Genomic DNA, 23,715 nt, shown 5'->3' with positions numbered 1-23,715 from the left:
TACTACAACCATGGCTCAAAAGAGCTTGGGAGGCACTAATGTATTTACCACAAGAAATCATTCGTAAAAAACGTGACGGTGAAGTACTTACCGCAGACGAAATCAACTTCTTTATTCAAGGCGTAGCGAACAACACGGTATCTGAAGGTCAGATTGCGGCGTTTGCTATGACGATTTTCTTTAATGAAATGACCATGGATGAGCGCATCGCCTTAACGTGTGCAATGCGTGATTCGGGCATGGTTATCGACTGGAGCCACATGAACTTCGGTGGTCCAATTGTCGACAAACACTCAACCGGTGGTGTGGGTGACGTAACTTCTTTAATGCTTGGCCCAATGGTGGCAGCGTGTGGCGGTTTCGTACCTATGATCTCTGGCCGCGGTCTTGGTCATACAGGCGGTACGCTGGATAAACTTGAATCTATCCCTGGTTACAACATTACGCCGAGCAACGATGTTTTTGGTCAAGTAACCAAAGACGCTGGTGTGGCGATCATCGGTCAAACTGGTGACCTTGCTCCTGCGGATAAGCGTGTTTACGCGACTCGTGATATTACCGCAACGGTAGACAATATCTCCCTGATTACGGCGTCGATCCTTTCTAAGAAACTGGCGGCGGGTCTGGAATCGCTAGTGATGGACGTAAAAGTGGGTTCAGGTGCATTTATGCCAACTTACGAAGCGTCTGAAGAGCTAGCAAAATCAATCGTTGCGGTAGCAAACGGTGCTGGCACTAAAACTACGGCAATTCTTACGGACATGAACCAAGTATTGGCGTCTTCAGCGGGTAACGCAGTGGAAGTTCGTGAAGCGGTTCGTTTCTTAACGGGTGAATACCGTAATCCTCGTCTACTTGAAGTGACCATGGCTTCATGTGCTGAAATGTTAGTACTTGGCAAGCTTGCTGAGAACACAGAAGACGCACGCGCAAAACTGATGGAAGTGCTGGATAACGGCAAAGCGGCTGAGTGCTTCGGCAAGATGGTTGCCGGTTTAGGCGGCCCTGCGGACTTCGTAGAAAACTACGACAACTACTTAGAAAAAGCAGCAATCATTAAGCCAGTTTACGCAACAGAAACGGGCATTGTCTCTGCAATGGATACACGTGCTATCGGCATGGCTGTGGTTGCTATGGGTGGTGGTCGTCGTGTTGCTACTGATGAAATCGACTACGCAGTTGGTTTCGACGAGTTCATCCGCCTAGGTGAGGTCGCAGACAGTGATAAACCTCTTGCGGTCATCCACGCTCGCACTGAAGAGCAATGGGAAGAAGCGGCAAAAGCACTGCGCAGTGCAATCAAAGTAGGTGGTGAATACACACCAACTCCAGAGGTTTACCGCCAAATTCGTGCAGAAGATATCTAATAGAACAAGTAATTACACAAGGCCTACTCAACCATAATAAAAAGCCGAGTGGGCCTAAGGAACGAGCAATGAAAAGAGCATTTATTTTAGTACTAGACTCATTCGGTATCGGTGCAACTGCCGATGCTAAAGAATTTGGTGATGTAGGTTCAGACACACTAGGTCACATCGCTGACCAATGTGACAAAGGCTTAGCAGATAACGACAATCGCCAAGGTGCACTTCGCCTTCCAAATCTATCGAAACTTGGTTTGGCAATGGCGCATAAAGAATCGACAGGTCGCTTCGCACCTGGACTAGACGCAGACGCTGAAATCATTGGTGCATACGGTCATGCAGCAGAGCTTTCTTCAGGTAAAGACACGCCGTCTGGTCACTGGGAAATCGCAGGTGTTCCTGTTCTGTTTGACTGGGGTTACTTCACTGACAAAGCAAACAGCTTCCCGAAAGAATTGACTGACCGCATTCTTGAGCGTGCAGGTCTTGACGGTTTCCTAGGTAACTGTCACGCGTCTGGTACTCAAGTTCTTGACGATCTTGGTGAAGAGCACATGAAGACTGGCAAACCAATCTTCTACACGTCTGCTGACTCTGTATTCCAAATCGCATGTCACGAAGAGACTTTCGGTCTAGACCGTCTACTAGAGCTTTGCCAAATCGCACGTGAAGAGCTAGAAGATTACAACATTGGTCGTGTTATCGCGCGCCCATTCGTTGGTGCTGGTAAAGGTCAATTTGAGCGTACAGGTAACCGTCGTGATCTTTCTGTAGAGCCACCATCAGCAACGGTTCTTCAGAAGCTCGTTGATGAGAAGCAAGGCAACGTGGTTTCTATTGGTAAGATTGCTGATATCTACGCAAACTGCGGCATCACTAAGAAAGTGAAAGCGACAGGTATCCCTGCATTGTTCGAAGCAACGCTAGAGCAAATCAAAGAAGCGGGCGACAACACGATCGTATTCACTAACTTTGTAGACTTCGACTCAGCTTACGGTCACCGTCGTGACGTAGCGGGTTACGCAGCGGCACTTGAGTACTTCGATGATCGTATCAACGAAGTGCTAGAGATTATGGAAGAAGACGATGTGCTTATCCTAACGGCAGACCACGGCTGTGACCCAACATGGCCAGGTACTGACCATACTCGTGAGCACATCCCAGTATTGGTTTATGGTCAAAAAGTACCAGCTGGTTCTCTTGGCCGCCGCGAAACATTCGCAGATATCGGTCAAACATTGGCAAGTTACTTCGGTACTTCTCCAATGGATTACGGTAAGAACTTCCTATAATTAGTTAGGTTTTTGAAAACTAGGAGCTTGATAGCTCCTAGTTTTATGTTTGCAGTATGTAAATGCTGCTTGTCGGAAATGAGAATACTCTGGCTTATATCGCCTTAAGCGCGGAGCGCTAGAGAAAGGTTAAGGAAAAGAAAATGGCAACTCCACATATCAATGCTGAAATGGGTGCATTTGCAGACGTCGTACTGATGCCTGGTGATCCACTACGTGCAAAATACATCGCAGAGACTTTCCTTGAAGATGTCGTTCAAGTGTGTGACGTTCGTAATATGTTTGGTTACACAGGTACATACAAAGGCCGTAAGATCTCGGTAATGGGCCACGGTATGGGTATCCCATCATGCTCGATTTACGCGACTGAACTAATCAAAGACTTCGGCGTGAAGAAAATCATCCGTGTTGGCAGCTGTGGCGCAGTGAATGAAGACATCAAAGTGCGTGATGTTGTGATCGGCATGGGTGCATGTACTGACTCTAAAGTGAACCGTATCCGCTTTAAAGGTCATGACTTCGCGGCAATCGCAGACTACAACATGGTTCGTGCGGCAGAAGACGCTGCAAAAGCTCGCGGTATTGACGTTAAAGTTGGTAACCTATTCTCAGCAGAGCTTTTCTACACGCCAGATCCAGAAATGTTCGATGTAATGGACAAGTACGGCATTGTTGGTGTTGAAATGGAAGCGGCTGGTATTTACGGTGTTGCGGCAGAATACGGTGCAAAAGCTCTGACAATCTGTACGGTTTCTGATCATATCAAGACTGGCGAACAGACTACATCTGACGAGCGTCAAACGACATTCAACGACATGATGCTAATCGCACTAGATTCAGTATTGCTTGGTGACGAAGAGTAAGCGACGAAGAGTCATTCTATTTTTCGCTCTCAAGAGCTAAAAAAACAGCCCACACATTGCGGGCTGTTTTTATATGAGTTGTTAGCGCTACCTAGTTACTTGGTTAGCAGCAGGTTTGGCGCTTTTTTACGACGTATCGGTTGTCGACGTAAAATCAAGATGAACAACATACCACAGACAAAGCTCATTAAGACCATCATGTACATATAACGATCGCTCTTGCGATAGTGGTGGTCAGAAATAGCCGTCACCCGGCCCGTCTCAAAGGTCACGCGAACAAAACCGATAAGCGCACCATCTGCAAAAACTGGTTCAACCAACTGCTGGCGACCAATGGAAGCTGTTGCCAAAGGCGTATCCAGGCCAAGAACTTCGCGTACCGATAATGCCTCTTCACTAGACGCTAAACGTACACCCTGTGCATCGTAGATTGTTGCATCAAACACTAAACGGTCTTGTGCTAGCTGGTTTGTTAGCTGAAGTAATCGTTCTTGATCTTTAGTTAAAATCATCTCACTGGCAGAAAGAGACGCCTGTGAAATCAAAACTTTGGTGAGCGTTTCAAGCTGTTGTGCTTGAATTTTCTCATTACCCTTACTGATCACAACACTGTTTTTTATTGTGATAAACAACATCACACACAGTAGGATTAGTGCCAGAATTCTTAGGGCATTCCTTACTGAGAACAAAGATTCACTCATGCTCTTTACTCATCCATTTAAAATAAAACAAAGACTTGCCTTTTTAGTTTGTTGAGGTAACGTTTTAGCAAAGTCATAAGGGATTATATACATGGACGCGTCAAAAAGCTTGCCTATCAGAAAACATACGACACTTTTAAAACGATTACCCGAGACTCGATTTGCCTCCCAATTAGATAAAGCAAAAGCAAACTGGATCGTATTTGCTGAGTACCTTTCGCCAAGTCACTTCGAAGACATTGATTTCTTCACCGGCTTTTACAACCCAATACTAGAAACGTGGAAAGTTGGCCAATATGAAGTAGCCCTGATGGCCGGAGAGTTGACTCCTCAACATGAAACGATCTTACAAAGTCTCAACCTAGATTACGCCTCGCTTAATGAAGTGCCCGATCTATCAACCCAAGGGTTGATTGTATTTGATATGGATTCAACGGCGATCCAGATAGAGTGTATTGATGAAATCGCGAAACTGGCAGGAGTAGGGGATGAGGTCGCTGAAGTCACTGAACGTGCCATGCAAGGTGAGCTGGATTTTGAGCAAAGTTTACGTCAGCGAGTTGGTAAGCTCAAAGGTGCCGATGAATCAATTCTTGAACAAGTTCGTTCCCAGTTACCATTCATGCCGGACTTTGAAGCGCTAATTGCGACGTTGAAAGCCTTGGGCTGGAAAACAGCGATTGCCTCCGGTGGTTTTACTTACTTCTCTGATTACATCAAAGATAAAGTCGACTTAGACTTTGCTCGCTCCAATCAATTAGAAATTATTGACGGCAAACTCACGGGTAAAGTACTTGGCGATGTGGTAACGGCGCAGATGAAGTCTGACATTCTAGTGGAACTGGCGGATGAATATGAAATTGAGCAGCACAACACGGTTGCTGTCGGTGATGGCGCTAATGATCTTGTGATGATGTCGGTGGCAGGATTAGGGATTGCGTATCACGCAAAACCAAAAGTGGAAGCTCAAGCGCAATCAGCGATTCGCTTTGCAGGGTTGGGCGGTGTGCTCTGTATTTTATCTGGCGCATTGGTGAAGCAGCAAAAGGTCAGCTGGAAAGCTAAACCTTAACCATCCATTCAAAAACACCGCCAGAAAGGCGGTGTTTTTTTTCAATTTGGTATGACTTTGAATTTACTCGGTTAACTCCAATCTAATTACAACCTCTTCAGTAATGTCTTCAAATTCACTGTAACCAACGAGCGCTGTTAACTCTTTTTCTAACTTGCTCGCTTGATGTACGCCAAATTGGGTTAAGTCACTTAAATCTTGTTGCAGTAATGATGTCATCGGATCGAAAATTGGCGCAGTAGAAAGGCGAATCACGTAAAAGTCACCCATCATTCGCGCTTTCTTTATAAATTGAATCCGCTCTTTTACGCTGTTGAACTCTTGATGAAGCTTTGACTCAATGCCTGTAATTTTATTGCCTACTTTTGCGGCGCTTATGTAGATATCCTGATGTCTGGCTTGAGCACCTTCTACACGTTTTATTGGCTCTGCGATTAATGTGCTTGTCCGGCCTTTAAAGATAGGTTCAAGTGACAACAGTTGGTCATGCCCAAGACGGGCAAAAAGCTCAATGTGTTTAGGTAGCGGCAAGTTCACCCCGATAACGGGGGTTTTGATTGAAGATGACGTACTCTTACTGATAAAAATGGGCGTGCTCAGCGTACGCGAGAGCAACATGCAGTGCAGCCTTTCAAGTAGAGCATTACTTGGTAGCGTCTCTTTTTGCGGGATTAGCTTGTCTTGATTGTGCTCGATAATGCTGTTGAAAAAAGCGATTACCTTCATGGTTTGGCTGCTTTCATCAATAACTAGCTGCACGCTACAACCGTCTGGGCTTACACGAATTACTCGGTATGGCACCGACATTAACGGCAATTTTTTATCGTAGAGTTGTAATTCTCGAAAGTTGATTCTTACCTCTTGCCCAGAACGTAACATCGTAGGCTCACTTAGCCTAATTCCGAGTCCTCGTTTGGAAAGGTCAACAGTACAGCCGCCTGTTTTAGTTTGTCCTGAGTACAACTCTAAAGGTGTTTTAAAACGATAACGAGGCTCTTTTCGACGAGACTTTGCATCAAAATAAATGCCCTTTGGATTGCCGATAACTCTTCTCGGATGACGAAACGCGTTTAACGTATTAGCGGGTAAGCGCGGCTTTTCAGTTAGCAGGTAATCCTGCCCTGATTTTTCGTCAGCAATTTCTTGCAAAATACCAATATGAGTCAGTGATTGAGACGTTTCTGCTAACTCTGGAGAGAAAGCTGCTAGGTCTTCCTGTTCTTGCTCAGATAGTTCAAAGATTGAAATTCTAAAGGCGCGCCAACTCTCTCGTTTGCCACCTAAATGCCAAAATAGCTGGCGCTGTTCGCGAGTTGCTTCAGGGCGAAACATCGAATAGAAATAGGTTCGATTCTCGTGCTCGTGAGTAAATGAATAAAGGACATTGGTTGTTCCTTTCACACCAGGCTTAATGAGTGACGCGATGCGTTGCTCGTTGAATAAGGAACCAAACATTTGCTGGTTTCTCTCATCGTGCCAGTATTGCCAAAGCTTTTGATTGTTTGGCGTTAACATTGCTAATTTTAGGTCACTACCATCAAAGAATAGAGGCAAGCTGCTGGTGTGCTTTAGTGCGATGTGCTCATAACCGCGAGTTCGAGCTCGAATAATCTTGTCTTGATTGTCGTGACGAGCCCTTTTAGCAGCACTGTTGAGCGCTTCATCTATCACTCTGGTGACGACATTGGTGTCAGTTAAGCGTATGGTTCTGAGGTATCGAACTGAGTCATTTTCGTAACAGTCATCAACCGCGAGTATGCGGTATGCAAGCGGTTTCTCTATACCTGCAACGTTAGATTTGCTGGCAAATTCAGTAAACGTGACCTGAATAATTTCCCCAAGGTTATATTTAAATGCGCTAGGGACTTTGAACTTTGCGCCAGAGCTAGATAAATCAATGCTTAATCCATGAAGAAGCTGTCCTTTAGAACGGCAAATTTCAACTTGAGATTGGACTTTCAAGCGTTTTTCTTGGCGCTTTAAATCGTAGCCTAGGTGAACGGGTTCTGCTAAGAACGGGCTTTTAGGATCCGTTAACGATTGCGTTTTTTGCTGAGTAAGGCGCTTGCTCATTACGCGAAAGTTATTTCGCGTGTTGACCAATGCTTCCCACATTCCTTCCGTGTAGCAGCCAAACTTTTTGATGTTTTTATGGTAAGCGTTGAAAGCAACATCATCCAACCAATGTGGAATGCCATCCAAAATATACTCGCGACATTCGCCTTGAACGCGACCTCGCAAATCAATGCTTTTTTTGCATGGAGCCATTAAGCGGTTAAGTTCCATTTTAACCAAAATTTTGGCCGAAGGCGGCTCTTCCTCGGTCAGTTGGCCAAGGACAAAGTCAAAGTCATTCGTACCGTAAACGGGAATGAGTCGTTCTGCGAGCGAGAGAATTTCAGATTGCTGCATTATTTCTGTTAGAGTATGTCGTTACTTTAAATTGTATCGGCTAAGCGAAGTAATACTTAAGTATATCAATAGTTCATTTCAGTTCAGGTCTGACTTGGCTGTGCTTAGTCACATTTGTAGAAAAAATTGAGGCATCATGGCGAAAGCAAAACGAGCGTATGTTTGTAATGATTGTGGCGCGGACTTTCCCCGTTGGCAGGGGCAGTGTAACGCATGTGGTGCATGGAATACGATAACAGAAGTACGTATCGCTGCATCGCCAACCGTTGCTCGCAATGAACGCTTAAGCGGCTACGCTGGTTCCGCAACAGAAGCTACGGTTCAAACGCTATCCGAAATTGATCTGCAAGAAGTACCTCGCTTCACCAGTGGGTTTAAAGAGCTTGACCGCGTCTTGGGTGGTGGTGTTGTGCCAGGTGCCGCAATTTTGATTGGTGGTAACCCTGGTGCAGGTAAATCAACCCTTCTGTTGCAAACCATGTGTAGTTTATCTGCGCAAATGCCAACGCTTTACGTAACCGGTGAAGAGTCATTACAGCAGGTGGCAATGCGTGCTTCCCGATTGGGCTTGCCGAAAGATCATTTAAAAATGCTATCGGAAACGAACGTCGACAAAATTTGCCAAATCGCCGAAAAAGAGCAGCCTCGTATAATGGTAATAGACTCGATTCAGGTGATGCACGTTTCTGATGTTCAATCGTCGCCTGGCAGTGTTGCTCAGGTACGTGAATCTGCGACGGCTCTGACACGATACGCAAAACAGAATAATGTTGCGGTATTTATTGTTGGTCACGTAACAAAAGATGGTACCCTTGCGGGCCCCAAAGTTCTTGAACACATTATCGACTGTTCGGTACTACTCGATGGTGGAACGGATAGCCGATTCCGCACTTTGCGTAGTCATAAAAACCGTTTTGGTGCTGTGAATGAGCTTGGTGTATTTGCAATGACAGGCCAAGGATTGAAGGAAGTGAGTAACCCATCAGCGATCTTCCTTTCTCGTGGTGAAGAAGAAACATCAGGCTCTTCAGTCATGGTGGTTTGGGAAGGCACGCGCCCTCTACTAGTAGAGATTCAAGCGCTGGTGGATTACTCGCAGTTAGCCAACCCTCGTCGTGTTGCGGTCGGCTTGGAGCAGAACCGCCTATCACTTTTGCTCGCTGTGTTGCATAAGCATGGTGGCTTACAAATGGCAGACCAAGATGTCTTTGTTAATGTGGTTGGCGGTGTTAAGGTGACGGAGACAAGCGCTGATCTTGCTTTAGTTATGGCGCTTTTATCGAGTTTTCGTGACCGTCCACTCCCTAAAGATGTGGTGATTTTTGGTGAGGTAGGGCTTGCGGGCGAAATCCGTCCAGTGCCAAGTGGGCAAGAGCGTTTGAATGAAGCGTTCAAACATGGTTTCAAGAAAGCCATCGTGCCAGCAGCCAACATGCCGAAAGGTGGCATCCCTGGCATGCAAATTCACGGCGTTAAGAAATTGTCGGAAGCGATAGAGGCTTTTGACGAGCTGTAATGCTCATAAGAATGGTATTTGTGCAATCACAAACTGTTCTATCCGTCCTCAATAAAATGCGAATAAAGTACATAAATTGCTGTGTTTGACTATGCTTTGGGGACGGAAATTTCACGTTAAAATTTTTTTTCTTCCATCCGCACGCAAGGGTATCAGTATTGACAGAATGTGATATACTCTGCGCGCACTTTATACCTTATTAACAGAGTAAGACAATGACTGATTTATCAAAATACAGAAACATTGGTATTTTTGCTCACGTAGACGCGGGTAAAACTACCTCTACAGAGCGTATCCTAAAGCTAACTGGTAAGATCCATAAGATCGGTGACACTCACGACGGTTCAACTACTACTGACTTCATGGAGCAGGAAGCTGAGCGTGGTATCACAATCCAGTCTGCAGCAACAACTTGTTTCTGGAACGATCACCGTCTAAACATCATCGATACTCCTGGACACGTTGACTTCACTATCGAAGTTTACCGTTCTCTAAAAGTACTTGACGGTGGTATCGGTGTATTCTGTGGTTCTGGTGGTGTTGAGCCTCAGTCAGAAACTAACTGGCGTTACGCTGACGAATCACACGTATCACGTCTGATCTTCGTTAACAAACTAGACCGTATGGGCGCAGATTTCTACAAAGTTGTAGATCAAGTACAGAACGTACTAGGTGCTACACCTCTAGTTATGACTCTACCTATCGGTATCGAAGAAGATTTCGTAGGTGTTGTAGACGTACTAAGCCAACAAGCTTACGTATGGGATGAGTCTGGCCAACCAGAGAACTACGAAGTTCAAGATATTCCAGCAGACATGGTAGAGAAAGCTGCTGAATACCGTGAAATGCTAATCGAAACTGCTCTAGAGCAAGACGAAGATCTAATGATGGCTTACCTAGAAGAAGGCGAAGAGCCATCTCTAGAAGACATCAAACGTTGTATCCGTAAAGGTACTCGTGATCTAGCATTCTTCCCAACTTACTGTGGTTCAGCGTACAAGAACAAAGGTATCCAACTTATTCTTGACGCGGTAATTGATTACCTACCATCTCCAACAGAAGTTGATCCACAGCCTCTAACTGATTCAGAGACTGGTGAGCCAACTGGTGAAGTTGCGACTGTATCTGCAGACGAGCCACTACGTGCTCTTGCATTTAAGATTATGGATGACCGCTTCGGTGCTCTAACCTTTATCCGCATCTACTCTGGTAAGATGAAGAAAGGTGACACAATCCTTAACTCTGCAACTGGTAAAACAGAGCGTATCGGCCGTATGGTTGAGATGCACGCGGACGAGCGTAACGAAATCGATTCAGCACAAGCTGGTGACATCATCGCTGTAGTTGGTATGAAGAACGTTCAAACTGGTCACACTCTATGTGATCCTAAGCACGAATGTACTCTTGAGCCAATGATCTTCCCAGATCCAGTAATCTCTATCGCAGTTAAGCCTAAAGATAAAGGCGGTTCTGAGAAGATGGGTATCGCGATCGGTAAAATGGTTGCAGAAGATCCATCATTCCAAGTTGAGACTGATGAAGATTCAGGCGAAACTATCCTGAAAGGTATGGGTGAACTTCACCTAGACATCAAGGTAGATATCCTTAAGCGTACTTACGGCGTTGAGCTAGAAGTTGGTGCTCCACAGGTTGCTTACCGTGAAACTATCACTCAAGCAATCGAAGATAGCTACACGCACAAGAAACAGTCTGGTGGTTCTGGTCAGTTCGGTAAGATCGATTACCGCATCAAACCAGGTGAGCCAAACTCTGGCTTCACGTTCAAATCAACAGTTGTTGGTGGTAACGTACCTAAAGAATTCTGGCCTGCAGTTGAGAAAGGCTTTGCGTCAATGATGGAGCACGGTGTTCTAGCTGGCTTCCCTACTCTAGACGTTGAAGTTGAACTATTCGACGGTGGTTTCCACGCAGTTGACTCTTCAGCTATCGCTTACGAAATCGCAGCGAAAGGTGCATTCCGTCAGTCTATGCCTAAAGCTGGCGCGCAACTTCTTGAGCCAATCATGAAAGTTGACGTGTTCACTCCAGAAGATCACGTTGGTGACGTAATCGGTGACCTTAACCGTCGTCGTGGTATGATCAAAGACCAACAAGCAGCGTCTACTGGCGTACGTATCAAGGGTGATGTACCTCTATCAGAAATGTTTGGTTACATCGGTACTCTACGTACTATGACTTCTGGTCGTGGTCAGTTCTCTATGGAGTTCTCACACTACGCACCATGTCCAACAAACGTTGCAGAGCAAGTAATTGCTGACGTTAAAGAGCGTAACGCTAAGAAGTAATTCTTAAGTTAACTCTATAACTTGAAAGCCCCGCTTAGTGCGGGGCTTTTTGTATTTAGCAGTCTTATACGCAGAGCGTGTTTGTTTTATTCCTATTTAGCGTTTGTTATGATGCCGTTCTAGTACTGTTGCCTTTTAGGTCAATGGTCTTAAAGTCTGGTACCACTGACTTTTCAAATATTTCTATTTCTTCCTTCAACCATTGCGCAAACAATTGAGCTTTAGGTCTTTTTAAGTAGCCTTTTGGCGCACACAAGTAATACGCAAAGTTGGGCTTGATAGCGATATCTCCAATTCGGACCAATTTGCCAGAACGAAAATATTGATGAGCTAAACTGTGTTTTACTAATGCCACGCCTTGAAGTGATAGTGCAGCCTCAAGCACGAGATGTGATCCACTGTATTTTAAGGTAGGCTTTGCTGCGCAGTGACCCAAGGTTGCTAACCACATATTCCAATCAAGATCAGGCCAAACATCTTCAATCAGCTCAGCTTTGCTTAAATCCTCGATGTTATAGATCCCGTGCTCTTTCTGGTACACCGGATGACAAGCTGGATAAAAAGCTTCGTCCATTAGCCATTGTGATTCTAAATTGGGGTACTTTCCTAAACCGTAACGAACACATAAATCTATCTGGCTATCTTGAAAAGACACCAAATCATTGGTTGGTTCTAATAGCAAGGCGATATCAGGGTGACGCTGACGAAAAGCCGTAATTTTCGGGACTAACCAATGATGAGCGAAAGAGGGGAGTGTTGATATCGAAAGGTGGTTCGGGTTTGGATCTTGATTGACTAATCTTACCCCTTGCTGCAAATGAGCAAACCCTCTTTCTGCCTGACTAAACAGTAGCTCTCCCTCTGGTGTGAGCACGATTTTTCTGTGCTGACGAACAAATAGGTCCGTGCCTAAGAACTCTTCTAAATGACGAATTTGCTGACTAATGGCCGCTGGCGTAACAAACAGTTCTTTTGCTGCCGTTTTAAAGCTTCCTTCCTTTGCTGCAACGAAAAAGTAATACAAGCTTTGTAAGGGAGGCATTCGATCTTTCACATTAGTTTTCCTTAACTCTATGGCAGATTCTATCGTTTGAGGTTATCAGCGTAGTCGCTGATTATTAAGTGGTCAACATTGTATAGGGATCTTTGAAATGGAAAACATGACACACACTTGTGAGCGTACTATACCTACTGCCCATCAGAGCGGGTTACAGTTAATTTATTCTAAACTGGCGGCTTGGAGAAGGAACTATAAGACACGTCGTCACTTGAGAGAGTTACCAAAGCACCTTTGGGACGATATTGGATTAGGTGAAAGGGAGATTAGTTGTGAAGTGAGTAAGCCATTCTGGAGAGAGTAGTCTATGAGTTTGATTCAAGCTCAAAGTTAAGTTGCACTCCCCAATGGTGTTGAGGAGTGCAAGCAAAATTACAAGTCTTCTTCCCACACGACCAATTCATCTTTTGGCCAATTGTGGCCTATCTCATGATACTTTTGTTCGAGCACATGACGTTTAATTTTAAGCGTTGGCGTCAGTACGCCATTTTCTATACTCCAAGGTTCTTTAATCATTAACACACCTTTGATTTGCTCATGAGAGGCGAGTTCTTGATTCATCCTGGCAATAACTTTACGTGTGGTACGTGCGTATCGCTCTCGATCAAAGTTAGGGAAGTCATGTGGCACAACCAAAAGAATCGGAGCGGGTAGCCCTAAACCGATGAGACACATCATCTCTACGCGACTGTACTCGAAAAGCTTTTTCTCGATAGGAACCGGAGAGACAAATTTACCTTTGGCGGTTTTGAAGTTATCTTTTTTACGGCCTTGAATCGTTAGATAACCATCTGAGTCGATAGCGCCGATATCGCCTGTGTGTAGCCAGCCCTCTGAATCAAAAGACTCTTGGGTGGCAATATCATTTTTGTAGTAGCCAGAAAATAGCCCTTTGCCACGCACCATGATTTCATCATCGGCTGCGATTTTTAACTCAATGCCTGGCCCTGCATTACCGACACTACCAATTTTGTCAGCTCTAAATGGGTAGTTGAGCGTGCTGTAGGCAAATGATTCCGTCATCCCCCAAGCCTCTGTGATATCAAGGCCCACTGAGTGGTACCATTCCAACAGCGCTGGCGAGACAGGTGCAGAGCCACAGCCTAATACTCGAGCCTGATCTAAACCTAGACCATCTGCTAGCTTTTTCTTGATCAAAGAATTGACGAATGGGATTTTCAACAGAATATTGAGCTTCTTCTGTGGAAGTTTGTCTTGAATACGTTGCTGGAATAGCGTCCATAATCGTGGGACGGAGATAAACAGAGTTGGTCGGTGCATCTTCACATCTTCGATAAAAGTGTCCAGTGACTCTGGAAATGCTGTTGGCACGCCACCCATAATCGATGAACCGAAGATATAAACACGCTCTGTAATATGAGCGAGCGGTAAATAAGAGAACAATCGGTCGTTTTCTTGGATACCAATATGATTGATCAGTTGCTGAACAGACCAACTGAATGCGCCGTAAGTTAGCATCGCGCCTTTCGGTAACCCTGATGTGCCTGAGGTATACACCAACGACATTAGCTTGTCATCGTAATGCTGCGGACGCTCTTTACTTGGCACTGCATCAGCAATGAGCGCTTGGTATTCGTGCTTACACTTTGGTGCCGTGTCATAAGGTAGAGCGATGCTAATGAGTTCAGGCATAGCATCAATGACTTGCTGAGTTGCTTTGGGATCATCGAGTTTTCCGCCAATGATCGCTTTACTTTCACTATGAGTCACACAGTATTCGATGGTGTCTGCACCGGCGGTAGGAAAGATTGGCACACTGACATAGTCACCAAGCATCATAGCAAGATCGCAAATAAACCATTCTGCACAGTTTTTAGATACTAATGCGACTTTGTCGCCAGGCTTTACACCAAGTGAGCGTAGTGCGCTGACAAGTTTTAAGGCTTGATCTGCAACATCAGAGAATGTGTACTCAACAAATTGTCGGTTAATAATTTGTTTTAGGTAGACCTCATTTGGACGCTCTTGAGCCCATTTGAGGATCATTTCATTTGGTGGTGGGAGAGCGCAACCAGCAGCGCTATTTAGATTCGGCTGATTCATTTTAAGTGACTCCATGTCTTCTCATTGTATTTATAATTGTTAACGCATTGTTAACTTTAGCATGTTAAATCGCGACACGGGAATGCATTTTGATGAAATATGTGGGGAAGATAGCGTTAGTTATGGTTGAAGTCGGAGCGACTCGATCTAAAAAAGCAAGGTGATTGATGCTACGCAAAAGAGAACAGGCTTTTCAGCTGTTATGTCATATCGACTTCATACTAAGAGCACAGGTAAGCAATTTATTTTATTAATAATATTGCGAAAACATAGAATCTATCCTAATTATTTATTAACTAGTGGCTTAGTGTTGAAGATAAATATAAATGTCTCCTAATTTCTTCAAAGCGCCAAACTTAAAGGTATGTCGTGGTTTTGAAGTAGCTATACTAATCTTACTTTGGAAAGTTAGGAGCTTCACCTCAAGCTATTGCCTGAGATTACTTGGGTACGATCATCAGCAAAAGGAAAGATGTGATGTTACGGAAGACTTTACTGGGTACCTATCTTTGTAGTTTATTCATTGCGGGGAATGCATATGGTGCTGAAGGAGATGATATTCCTCAGCGCGCCCAAACGGTTGGTGATGTTATTGAGCGCCCAGGCGTTCTCACACCTAAAGGTAAATGGTCATTTGATTCGTCTTTAAGCTATACACAAAACTCTTCAAACAAAGTATCTGTTGTTGGGTATACAGTCTTACCAACTCTGATTGTTGGGCGAATTGAAGTGAGTGATTCGGATAGGACTACAGTAACCGTTGGATTAACTGCTCGGTACGGTTTAACAAACGCCACAGAGTTAGAAGTTAGAGTGCCGTATGTGTATCGTAATGACCAAGTTTCTACGCGCCCCATTCAAGATGGTTCAAACAGTGAAGTAGTAAACACAACGGTGGATGGCGGAGGGCTTGGTGATGTAGAGTTCGCATTGAGGCACCAGTTTAACTTTGAGTCTGCGCCATACTGGGTAGGTGGCCTTAGAGTAAAGTCGGATACAGGACGATCGCCTTATGATGTTTCTATTGAAGATGGAAGCAACTCATTTAGTGATGTCCCTACAGGTTCGGGTTTTTGGAGTTTTGAGCCTAATTTATCTCTTATTCACCCTGTTGATCCTGCGGTCTTGTTCGCTAGTCTAAGTTATATTTATAACTTAGAGGATACTGTTACAGTTGGCGACACAAAAGCTGATGTTGAACTTGGAGACACTATTTCTCTTTCAGGAGGAATGGGGTTTGCGGTGAATCCTGATCTTTCATTCTCTTTAGGACTTAGCCATAAAACTATTTTAAAAAGCAAAGTAAATGGCAGATCGGCAGATGATGCTAAGTTGCTTCAATTAGATGCATTAACTTTTGGTATAAACTATGCCTTTAGTGAACGCTCATCTATCAATGTTAGTGCTCAAGCTGGTCTTACAGAAGATACTCCCGACTTTCAATTAACAGTACGAGTACCTTTTAATTTGTAAAATGGATATTAGGCCCTTGAGTCTTGGGCCTAATTTATCGTTAGCGCCTAGTGTTCGCATTATAAATTGATTGGATTATATTGGATAAAGTAGGTATATATTCTTAAAATGATGGTGGCCTATTGATATATCTACCTTTCTTTTGGTATGTAATCATAGATATCAGTCGTTTCTAATATCAAAGAAGCTTAACGTGACAATTTTTCAGATAAAAATGGAAATGCTCATTGAAGGTGGTTCAATAAGGCGTCTTCTAATTGTTGGTTTGCTTTGATTTCCCGTATTACCCCATTTACTTGAGCATCAATGTCTACGAGCGTGCTAAGTCCAATAATACTGTTATCTTTCGTGTTTTGAATAATATTGATAATACTTGAATTTATAAAGTCTGAACTTATTATATTAGGATTTTGAGACGAAGGCATTTTGGGTGAATCTATAGAATCATCTCCAATAATATTTCCTTCACCAAATTGTATGATGTTAACAATACCCTGGTTGAAAATATCTCCACTTTGATTTTCACTATTTGCGCTAATGTTTTTTAAATTACCATTTTCAATTACTAAGTTGGCAATGTTTGTGTTCAAAATATCATCGCCATTTATAGTCGTAGTAATGCTTAATCCAATATTAATAATATACTCGTCCGTAATTTGGAAGCCACCTCGATATTCTTCTAAAGATAAATTTGAAAGAGGAGTAAGTTCTTGCAGGCCAACATCTTTAGCATTCACATTAAAATGAGGTATTAGCATACAAAGCACTAACAAAAATTTATTGTAGTTCATAATGCAGGCCTTTCAGGTTGTTTAGTTCTTAAAGTTATTTAAAACAATGTTATATTAATTTTCACCGGAAACTGGGAGAGTAATGCTAAATACCCCTAAGGAATCTCTAGACACTCCTGTTTTTAATGGTGATCTTTGATATACGGTGAAATTATCATTGGTTATAAAGCTAGACCTTCCCATTTCCGCTTCGTTACGGACCAGTAACACAATTCCTTGGTAATATTTTTCAAACTCATCCAGTTTCATTATCATGGTTCCTCTAGAAGGGTCTCCTAGAATAACTGAGTGATTGTTTATACCTCTGATGACAACAAAATGCATATACCCATCGAAATTAACGAGAGTAATCCCAGGGACGCCGACTTCTTTAATTTTCTCCAATCCTACTTGAAAGCCGTCAGAACGTAACCCTATGGAATCCAAGTAAAACTTCATATCCAACAAAGAAAAACCTTTCTCTTTGATTTTTTCTTTATCACCTTTTTCAAACATGCTTTTGAAGATATCTTGTTCAGATGACTCTGTTGCATAATGAAAAGTGAGAAGAGAAGCCAGGGCGGCAGAGCCACAGCTGAAGTCATACTGTTGGCGAAAAACATCACCGAACACTATTTCTTTGTAGCTTTTAACAGGAACAGAGTAATGTGCTCGGTAAGGTAGCAGTTCTAATGAAATGGCTGATGCTGAATAAACGAGCATCAGCCAAATTACGTTATTTAATACTTTCATATTGTTTACTTGAGTGTCAGGTTAACGACGGTAGAGTTCTGGATTAAAACGTTGTTTCCGCTGTTCTGAATTACGTTGGATATACCCGAACTGTCTGCGAACGCTCCACTTGATAGTATATTGTTACCACTCACGGTGTTTGACGCGACATTATCTGACGAAATACCATTGATATCTGATTCTGCATAAACCAAGTCGAGTTCAACATTTTGTCCACCTCTTGATTCATTCATGATATCCAAGCTAACTTCTCCGCCAGATAATGCAATGTCATCAGCGAGTGCAGTGCAGGCAACTATCATACTCAAAGTACAGATTGCCAAACGCATCGCTTTCTCCTACTAGTCGGTTACTCACCCCCAGTAAACACACTTGCATTAGTTGTAACAGATTGTTGTACAAGTGAATTTGAACCAGCATTCTGACCAACGGTAGTAATACCAGCCGCACCACCAAGACCACCAAGGGTGTTCATGTTTTCAACTCGAACTCGAGTATCATCCGCGTTAGTTGCATAAATAACTGATGCACCTGTAACACCACCCATTAGGCTTGAGCTCGCAACAACCATATCTGTATCCATATGGACTTGATTGAAGCTATCAACATTTGTTGAGCTCGAGTCACTTTGATAGTTACTATTGTCGTTAAAGCTGTTCGAGTTTGTTGTGCTTGAATCAGCGTAGCTACGGTTATCACTCTGGTTACGGTTGTCGCTTTGATTACGATTATCGCTGTTATCGTTAAAGCTACTGTTGATACTAGAGTCACTGTTGTCGTTGTTGCTACGTCTTACAGTAGTACTAGAGTCGCTGTTGTCGTTGTGGCTTCTATTTGTGTTAGTACTTGAGTCACTACTATCACTATTTAGGCTCACATCAAGATCAGCACTGGTACTGTTGTCGTTAGCGTTAGACGTACTATTGTCGTTGTGGCTTTGAGCTGTGTTAGTGCTCGAGTTTGAGTTGTCGCTGTTGTTATTAAAGCTGTCATCAACACCAAGAGTTGCACTGTTGTCAGTGTCGCTGTTGTCGTTGAAGCTATGACCAATACCTAGTGACGCACTATTATCGCTGTTGTCGTTGAAGCTATCACCAACACCGAGAGATGCGCTATTGTCACTGTTATCATTGAAGCTGCCAGATAAACCGATATCGGTATTAGCGCTGTCAGTCCATTGCATGTTGTCGTCTCCATCATCGATCTCATTCGCGATTAGAGAGCCACTAAATAAAATTGCTGACATTGCTAAAGCAAGCCCTGTTTTGTTTAGAGTCATAACGATTACTCCATTTCCTGTTATTCCTGATTAAAAATGACTGCACTTAACTTCTTGCTGCTTCCTTCAAATGTTGTGGGAAGCGATGAAATTATAAGAAAGGATCAGTGAAAGCTGTTCTCATTATTGAGAATGATTCAGGCTGGAAGGGAGTATTTAGGTACGTCTATTTAAAGTATTAAAGAAAAAAATAACATAATCATAATGTTATTTTTTGTATTTACTTTAAGTACTCATCAAGTATGAAATGAAGCCAATATAAAGAAGTAATTTGTTCTATTGCACTGAGCGGAGCAGTCATCCATTTTTTATAAATGGCATTTTATCCAATTATTATCTTTATTATTTAATATTATAAATCATATCCTTATGCTAACACAGGTTGAAAAGTATGGATAAAAACACAACAGGTTCATACTTTTTAAGTCTTTTTCGGTGCTGAAAAGCAATGCGATATCATTCTGAAGTGCTATATTTTCTACTTAAAATGAAGATAAATTCTCTTTGCTGCCTCCAATTAATTTTCTAACGGGGGTTGGTGAAACAGGTAAGTTAATGTGGTGGGACTATGGAAAAGAAGCACTTGATACTGCTAGCTGAGAGTAATTTACAAAGTAACTTAATAAAAAAACAGCTGTCTTCCATTCATGATGTCGATGTAAAGATAATGCAACCAGATGAAGTGGTGTTCAGAAGTCACTCACTCAGTATCGATTTGATGTTTATTGATTACGATTTTATGCGTCAGCTTGAAGTGCAAGGAAAGTTACCAGATTTTGATCTATTTGGGTGGTCCTTTATGCTTCACAACGTCCCTTGTGAAAAAGTACAAACGGACTTACTGCATTGGAAGTTGTTAAAAGGAATTTTGCTCCGAAGTGCATCAGTGACACATATATGTGATGGCGCGGAATACGTACTGAAAGGTGGGTTGTGGCTACCAAGAATGTACCTAGAGAAGTTAGTCCTCAATTATCGGCATGCAAATTTGTCCGAAGAACAGCAGCATGATGAGTTAACATGCAGAGAAAAACAGATTCTAGAGCTACTTGTGTACGGCATTTCAAATCAACAAATTGCTTCAAGACTTTTTTTATCTGAAAGTACAGTGAAAAGCCATATATACAAGTTGTACAAAAAACTCGATGTCCATTCTCGTCATGATGCAGTTAAGTTGGTAAGAATGAACAATGGCTTAACCGAGAGAAGTTAAGTCATAATTTGTGATGCTCTTTTTATCGGGGTCTGTTCCGTTTTCACTATCTAATCTAAGCAAGGGCACTCGTATTTGAGTGCCCGTGGTTTATCTAGATTCAATAGTTGGCGTATCAGCAGGCTACATCATGCCCGTGACAAGGCCTGCTGCCACAAAAAACACGATCATCCACAGAACCGAAAGGTTGAGCTTTTTGTGTAGATAAAAACCTGCAACCACTAACGCCATGTCGATGGGAGCAACAACTGCGCTGCTAAATACTGGCTGGTAAAGTGCCGCGAGTAGTAACCCTACTACCGAGGCATTTACACCGTTGATGGCGCCGGAGACCAGCGGTTTTCCTGCCAGTGCTTGCCAGTTCTTAAGAACGCCAAGTAGTAAAAGAAACCCTGGGAGGAATACGCCAAGCGTTGCGATCAGCGCACCTAAAATTGGCGTATCCGAAAGCTCATAACCGATAAAAGTCGCAAAGGTGAACATTGGCCCTGGTACAGCTTGTGCAGCGGCGTAGCCTGTTAAAAATGCATCTTGGCTGAGCTGGTCGCCAACAATGTTTTGCAGAAGCGGCAGAACCACATGACCGCCACCAAACACTAAGCTACCAGCTTGGAAAAAATCACTAAACAGCCCAAGTAAAGGTAACGTATGAGCCACTAACGGTAAGCCGAGTAAAAGCATCGCAAATAGAGCCAATGGCGCGATAGACGGTTTAAACGACTCGGCTGATGGCGCGGAGTCTTTCTTCAGATACCGCATTCCGACAAAACCTGCTGCGATCAACACGAACATTTGCGTCATGATGCTTGGTGCCACCAGCAACGCAATCGCAGTCGCGACGCACAAACCCGCGGTCAGTTTACTTTGGCAGAAGTTTTTGTACATGCCCCAAGTCGCATCCGCCACGACGACGACTGCGAGCAGTTTTAGGCCGTGAACGATGTTTTGGAACACTGCGGTGTCGGTGATTTGGCTGCTCACCATCGCCAGCGCCAACATGATGACCACTGAAGGAAGCGTGAATCCGACAAATGCTGCGCATGCGCCACCTAAACCGCCACGTTTATAGCCTAAAGCAAAGCCAACTTGGCTTGAGCCCGGTCCCGGCAAAAACTGACTGAGCGCGACAATTTGCGCGTACTCGCTGTCATCAAGCCATTTCAGTTTCTCAACAAATGTTTGGCGAAAATAACCAATATGAGCCGCCGGGCCGCCGAAGCTGAACCAACCCAGCCAGAAAAAAGTTTTGAATATGGTGAACATGTCGAGCCTGTTTATCTAAAAAGCATTGTTGCTAATTTATCGAATGCTCTAAAATGACTCAAATTGATGATTTTAATTTCATCTATGAATGAAATGGGATGAGGATGTTGGAGTGAAAGAGGACATTCAGTGGCGCAACATTGACTTGAACTTATTGGTGACGTTTTCCTACTTGTATCGCTATCGAAGCGTTAGCGTCGCGGCAGAGAAAAGTTACGTTAGCCAGTCGGCGATGAGTCATAGTTTGTCTCGTTTAAGGTTGTTGTTTGACGACCCGCTTTTTGAGCGAAAAGGGCACAAGATGGAGCCCACCGAGCACGCTCACCACATCGCGCCAACTGTGCATCACTTGTTGGATTCTATCGCCAAAGACTTGCTCACTAAGTCTGCCTTCCAACCTGAAAATTACGCGGGTGTATGTCGCATCGGGTTAACGGATTATGCCGAGTTTATCTTTGCTCCTAGGCTTTATGACGAAATACGCCAGCGCGCCCCAGAGGCGCAGATCAGTTTTATTAACGTCAATCGTAGCAACTACGTGGCATTAACTGAGCATGAAAAGCTCGATGTCATTATTGGCAGCATGCCGGTGTTGGATGACAACTTTGAGAGCTTGTACTTGTACACCGAAAAGCACGTGTGCATGTGTGATAAACAGGTATTGCAAGGGGAAACACAGCTGTCTCTGGAAGCGTTCGCGAACATAGAGCAAGCTCTGGTAAGTCCCGATGGGAGCTTAAAGACACAAGTAGACCAAAAGCTTGCAGAACATGGCTTGAGCCGCAAAGTCACCGTGGCGTCGCGCAACTTTCTCACTATTCGGCATCTATTGAAAAAACGCGTTCTCATTGCCATCGTGCCAGAAAAAATGGCATTGGCGGAGGGCTTTTCGGACGATCTCGTTACCGTTAAGCCGCCGATCGCCGTTGCGGATTTTGATATTGCTATGCTGTGGCATTCCAGCCGAAACAATGAAGACAAAGGCATTTGGCTACGCGAGTTGGTTTCTTCGACCATCACCTCTAAATGATAAACATTTGGGGCACTCATGGTGCTTAGAGTTATTTGTTGTTGAACTTCTTACAACCCGCTGAGTTATCGGCGTTATACCGAAACAGTACTGATTGAGCAAAATGAATGTCTTTGGTTGGGGGGGATGTTCCAGATTTAATTCATAAAAGAGATTAATGGAAAAGGTATCATTGAGTTGTACCACGTAGTTTAAGCTCTGTTTGCACGTATACATGAAGAGGTTGTAAGCGTCCATCTCGGTATTTTTCCACCAGTAAGTTCACTCCCTGAGTTCCCATCAACTCAGAGTGAATACGAATTGTAGACAACGGCGGAAAGGTAAAGCGAGCAGTAGGAATATCATTCATACTAATCAACGTAATATCCTCTGGTATCTTTAAGCCAAATTCATGGATTGCACGTACTATGCCAATCGCGATGGAGTCTGAATCAATGAATACTGCTTTCGGGAAGTCACCTTTGGCTAGCATCTCTTTCGCTAAGTTATAACCGGACAAACTAGAGCAGGCACAATAGTGTATATCTTGTTCTGCGACCACGCCTTTTAGATAGCCATAGTCCAAAAACACATTTTCACGAGTGTCAGCTGCGTCGGGCTTGTTTTGACCGCCAATATAACCGATGCGGCGGTAGCCTCGTTGTACGAAGAAATCAACTACTTGCCTACTGATTCGAATAAGGTCGACATCAACGCAATCATAAGGGCAGGTTGGATCTGAAAAGTTTATGTAGCAGATGCTATCGGCTAGACGTTTAGGTAATTTATCTACTACCTTTTGGTCGACATTTCCGACTAAAAGGACACCTGTTATCTTTTTCGTTTCAACATCAATTTCACTGTTATAGCAATTGGTTAGCGTAATACCTAATTTGTCGCATTGCGTTTCAATCCCATGACGAATTGATAAGTAGTAAGGGTCATTCACCTCTGTTTCTTGTTTGTAGTTATATAAGGCTAAAAAGTGATGTTTTTGCTTAACTTCTTTGATGCCTTTCTTCGAGCTACTGGTGCGGTACTCCAGTTTTTCTGCAATTTCCAAAATGCGGTATTTGGTTTCTTCTTTAACGCTCAACGTTGGGTCGTTGTTCAAAACCCGCGATACGGTTGCAAGTGAGACGCCCGCTTCAATGGCGATATCTTTTAGCTTTGCCATGTAAATTTCCCGTCGGCACTGCTCACTGCCCAAGTGTGAGCTCAATAATCTGACTATTTTAAACAGCTACTTAGAGATGCACAAACCTTTAGTAAGACAGTCCTAAACACTTTAAATCAGCATATCAAGCC

Annotated in this window: 20 protein-coding genes; 10 read left to right on the top strand and 10 right to left on the bottom strand. The window is 43.5% G+C overall.

Annotated features, from left to right (window positions below; genetic code table 11):
* Window positions 1–38 precede the first annotated feature (38 nt).
* The 3 genes from deoA (at window position 39) to deoD (ending at window position 3,519) form a co-directional block, all read left to right on the top strand.
* A complete protein-coding gene (gene deoA, locus R7O12_RS00780; protein ID WP_025768209.1) occupies window positions 39–1,367 on the top strand; it encodes a thymidine phosphorylase in 1,329 nt (442 codons plus the stop codon).
* A 68-nt stretch (window positions 1,368–1,435) separates the two neighbouring features.
* Window positions 1,436–2,656 (top strand): phosphopentomutase, encoded by a 1,221-nt coding sequence (locus R7O12_RS00775; RefSeq protein WP_054700480.1) that lies wholly within the window; start codon window positions 1,436–1,438, stop codon window positions 2,654–2,656.
* Between the two features lie 143 nt (window positions 2,657–2,799).
* Window positions 2,800–3,519: a purine-nucleoside phosphorylase gene (gene deoD / locus R7O12_RS00770; protein WP_005380140.1), complete on the top strand. Its 720-nt coding sequence runs from the start codon at window positions 2,800–2,802 to the stop codon at window positions 3,517–3,519.
* A 95-nt stretch (window positions 3,520–3,614) separates the two neighbouring features.
* On the opposite strand, the gene R7O12_RS00765 is transcribed toward deoD, so the two are convergent.
* Window positions 3,615–4,220 (bottom strand): YtjB family periplasmic protein, encoded by a 606-nt coding sequence (locus R7O12_RS00765; RefSeq protein ID WP_005391677.1) that lies wholly within the window; start codon window positions 4,218–4,220, stop codon window positions 3,615–3,617.
* A 91-nt stretch (window positions 4,221–4,311) separates the two neighbouring features.
* On the opposite strand from R7O12_RS00765, the gene serB reads away from it, so the two are divergent.
* Complete coding sequence (gene serB / locus R7O12_RS00760) at window positions 4,312–5,292, top strand: phosphoserine phosphatase (protein ID WP_005380142.1); 981 nt, start codon at window positions 4,312–4,314, stop codon at window positions 5,290–5,292.
* Between the two features lie 63 nt (window positions 5,293–5,355).
* Here the strand turns inward: serB and R7O12_RS00755 are convergent, their stop codons facing one another.
* On the bottom strand, window positions 5,356–7,704 hold the full coding sequence (locus tag R7O12_RS00755) for a PilZ domain-containing protein (protein WP_005380143.1): 2,349 nt from the start codon (window positions 7,702–7,704) through the stop codon (window positions 5,356–5,358).
* 136 nt (window positions 7,705–7,840) lie between these two features.
* On the opposite strand from R7O12_RS00755, the gene radA reads away from it, so the two are divergent.
* Together radA and fusA are read left to right on the top strand one after the other, a co-directional pair.
* Window positions 7,841–9,220, top strand: a complete 1,380-nt coding sequence (gene radA, locus R7O12_RS00750; RefSeq protein ID WP_005386443.1) for a DNA repair protein RadA — start codon at window positions 7,841–7,843, stop codon at window positions 9,218–9,220.
* Window positions 9,221–9,435: 215 nt separating this feature from the next.
* The gene (gene fusA / locus R7O12_RS00745; RefSeq protein WP_005386444.1) at window positions 9,436–11,526 is read left to right on the top strand and encodes an elongation factor G; all 2,091 of its coding nucleotides are present in this window, start codon (window positions 9,436–9,438) and stop codon (window positions 11,524–11,526) included.
* A 106-nt stretch (window positions 11,527–11,632) separates the two neighbouring features.
* Here fusA and R7O12_RS00740 read toward each other — a convergent pair whose 3' ends face one another.
* Complete coding sequence (locus tag R7O12_RS00740) at window positions 11,633–12,580, bottom strand: LysR substrate-binding domain-containing protein (protein WP_005380154.1); 948 nt, start codon at window positions 12,578–12,580, stop codon at window positions 11,633–11,635.
* Window positions 12,581–12,677: 97 nt separating this feature from the next.
* Here R7O12_RS00740 and R7O12_RS00735 point away from each other — a divergent pair, with 97 nt between their 5' ends.
* On the top strand, window positions 12,678–12,887 hold the full coding sequence (locus R7O12_RS00735; RefSeq protein ID WP_005380156.1) for a DUF1127 domain-containing protein: 210 nt from the start codon (window positions 12,678–12,680) through the stop codon (window positions 12,885–12,887).
* A 68-nt stretch (window positions 12,888–12,955) separates the two neighbouring features.
* On the opposite strand, the gene R7O12_RS00730 is transcribed toward R7O12_RS00735, so the two are convergent.
* A complete protein-coding gene (locus tag R7O12_RS00730) occupies window positions 12,956–14,647 on the bottom strand; it encodes an AMP-binding protein (RefSeq protein WP_025768211.1) in 1,692 nt (563 codons plus the stop codon).
* Window positions 14,648–15,124: 477 nt separating this feature from the next.
* Between R7O12_RS00730 and R7O12_RS00725 the strand changes: the two genes are divergently transcribed.
* On the top strand, window positions 15,125–16,120 hold the full coding sequence (locus tag R7O12_RS00725) for a transporter (RefSeq protein WP_005380160.1): 996 nt from the start codon (window positions 15,125–15,127) through the stop codon (window positions 16,118–16,120).
* 224 nt (window positions 16,121–16,344) lie between these two features.
* Here R7O12_RS00725 and R7O12_RS00720 read toward each other — a convergent pair whose 3' ends face one another.
* Genes R7O12_RS00720 through R7O12_RS00705 form a run of 4 tightly spaced genes read right to left on the bottom strand, consistent with a single transcriptional unit; the run spans window position 16,345 to window position 18,922 of the window.
* Window positions 16,345–16,911, bottom strand: a complete 567-nt coding sequence (locus tag R7O12_RS00720) for a hypothetical protein (RefSeq protein WP_005380163.1) — start codon at window positions 16,909–16,911, stop codon at window positions 16,345–16,347.
* A 54-nt stretch (window positions 16,912–16,965) separates the two neighbouring features.
* On the bottom strand, window positions 16,966–17,643 hold the full coding sequence (locus tag R7O12_RS00715) for a C39 family peptidase (protein ID WP_033905563.1): 678 nt from the start codon (window positions 17,641–17,643) through the stop codon (window positions 16,966–16,968).
* A gap of 5 nt (window positions 17,644–17,648) precedes the next feature.
* Entirely contained in the window at window positions 17,649–17,972 is a 324-nt protein-coding gene (locus R7O12_RS00710) for a hypothetical protein (RefSeq protein ID WP_005380167.1), read from the bottom strand.
* 20 nt (window positions 17,973–17,992) lie between these two features.
* On the bottom strand, window positions 17,993–18,922 hold the full coding sequence (locus R7O12_RS00705; RefSeq protein ID WP_005391691.1) for a hypothetical protein: 930 nt from the start codon (window positions 18,920–18,922) through the stop codon (window positions 17,993–17,995).
* A 568-nt stretch (window positions 18,923–19,490) separates the two neighbouring features.
* Here R7O12_RS00705 and R7O12_RS00700 point away from each other — a divergent pair.
* Window positions 19,491–20,135, top strand: coding sequence for a helix-turn-helix transcriptional regulator (locus R7O12_RS00700; RefSeq protein WP_005380169.1), 645 nt, complete (start codon window positions 19,491–19,493; stop codon window positions 20,133–20,135).
* A 123-nt stretch (window positions 20,136–20,258) separates the two neighbouring features.
* Here the strand turns inward: R7O12_RS00700 and chrA are convergent, their stop codons facing one another.
* Entirely contained in the window at window positions 20,259–21,398 is a 1,140-nt protein-coding gene (gene chrA / locus R7O12_RS00695) for a chromate efflux transporter (protein ID WP_308386852.1), read from the bottom strand.
* A 112-nt stretch (window positions 21,399–21,510) separates the two neighbouring features.
* Between chrA and R7O12_RS00690 the strand changes: the two genes are divergently transcribed.
* The gene (locus R7O12_RS00690; protein WP_411913075.1) at window positions 21,511–22,428 is read left to right on the top strand and encodes a LysR family transcriptional regulator; all 918 of its coding nucleotides are present in this window, start codon (window positions 21,511–21,513) and stop codon (window positions 22,426–22,428) included.
* A 169-nt stretch (window positions 22,429–22,597) separates the two neighbouring features.
* Here the strand turns inward: R7O12_RS00690 and ebgR are convergent, their stop codons facing one another.
* Window positions 22,598–23,584 (bottom strand): transcriptional regulator EbgR, encoded by a 987-nt coding sequence (gene ebgR, locus R7O12_RS00685; protein WP_005380173.1) that lies wholly within the window; start codon window positions 23,582–23,584, stop codon window positions 22,598–22,600.
* Between the last annotated feature and the right edge of the window lie 131 nt (window positions 23,585–23,715).

The organism is Vibrio sp. Vb1574 (assembly GCF_033338675.1).
Note: the sequence above shows the minus strand (reverse complement) of the source record. Positions and strands in the feature narration are given on the sequence as shown.

Excerpts from the sequence above, each read along its gene's own strand:
- deoA (WP_025768209.1), top strand. The coding sequence starts at position 39 with ATGTATTTACCACAAGAAATCATTCGTAAAAAACGTGACGGTGAAGTA.
- R7O12_RS00775 (WP_054700480.1), top strand. The coding sequence starts at position 1,436 with ATGAAAAGAGCATTTATTTTAGTACTAGACTCATTCGGTATCGGTGCA.
- deoD (WP_005380140.1), top strand. The coding sequence starts at position 2,800 with ATGGCAACTCCACATATCAATGCTGAAATGGGTGCATTTGCAGACGTC.
- R7O12_RS00765 (WP_005391677.1), bottom strand. The coding sequence starts at position 4,220 with ATGAGTGAATCTTTGTTCTCAGTAAGGAATGCCCTAAGAATTCTGGCA.
- serB (WP_005380142.1), top strand. The coding sequence starts at position 4,312 with ATGGACGCGTCAAAAAGCTTGCCTATCAGAAAACATACGACACTTTTA.
- R7O12_RS00755 (WP_005380143.1), bottom strand. The coding sequence starts at position 7,704 with ATGCAGCAATCTGAAATTCTCTCGCTCGCAGAACGACTCATTCCCGTT.
- radA (WP_005386443.1), top strand. The coding sequence starts at position 7,841 with ATGGCGAAAGCAAAACGAGCGTATGTTTGTAATGATTGTGGCGCGGAC.
- fusA (WP_005386444.1), top strand. The coding sequence starts at position 9,436 with ATGACTGATTTATCAAAATACAGAAACATTGGTATTTTTGCTCACGTA.
- R7O12_RS00735 (WP_005380156.1), top strand. The coding sequence starts at position 12,678 with ATGGAAAACATGACACACACTTGTGAGCGTACTATACCTACTGCCCAT.
- R7O12_RS00730 (WP_025768211.1), bottom strand. The coding sequence starts at position 14,647 with ATGAATCAGCCGAATCTAAATAGCGCTGCTGGTTGCGCTCTCCCACCA.
- R7O12_RS00725 (WP_005380160.1), top strand. The coding sequence starts at position 15,125 with ATGTTACGGAAGACTTTACTGGGTACCTATCTTTGTAGTTTATTCATT.
- R7O12_RS00720 (WP_005380163.1), bottom strand. The coding sequence starts at position 16,911 with ATGAACTACAATAAATTTTTGTTAGTGCTTTGTATGCTAATACCTCAT.
- R7O12_RS00715 (WP_033905563.1), bottom strand. The coding sequence starts at position 17,643 with ATGAAAGTATTAAATAACGTAATTTGGCTGATGCTCGTTTATTCAGCA.
- R7O12_RS00710 (WP_005380167.1), bottom strand. The coding sequence starts at position 17,972 with ATGCGTTTGGCAATCTGTACTTTGAGTATGATAGTTGCCTGCACTGCA.
- R7O12_RS00705 (WP_005391691.1), bottom strand. The coding sequence starts at position 18,922 with ATGACTCTAAACAAAACAGGGCTTGCTTTAGCAATGTCAGCAATTTTA.
- R7O12_RS00700 (WP_005380169.1), top strand. The coding sequence starts at position 19,491 with ATGGAAAAGAAGCACTTGATACTGCTAGCTGAGAGTAATTTACAAAGT.
- chrA (WP_308386852.1), bottom strand. The coding sequence starts at position 21,398 with ATGTTCACCATATTCAAAACTTTTTTCTGGCTGGGTTGGTTCAGCTTC.
- ebgR (WP_005380173.1), bottom strand. The coding sequence starts at position 23,584 with ATGGCAAAGCTAAAAGATATCGCCATTGAAGCGGGCGTCTCACTTGCA.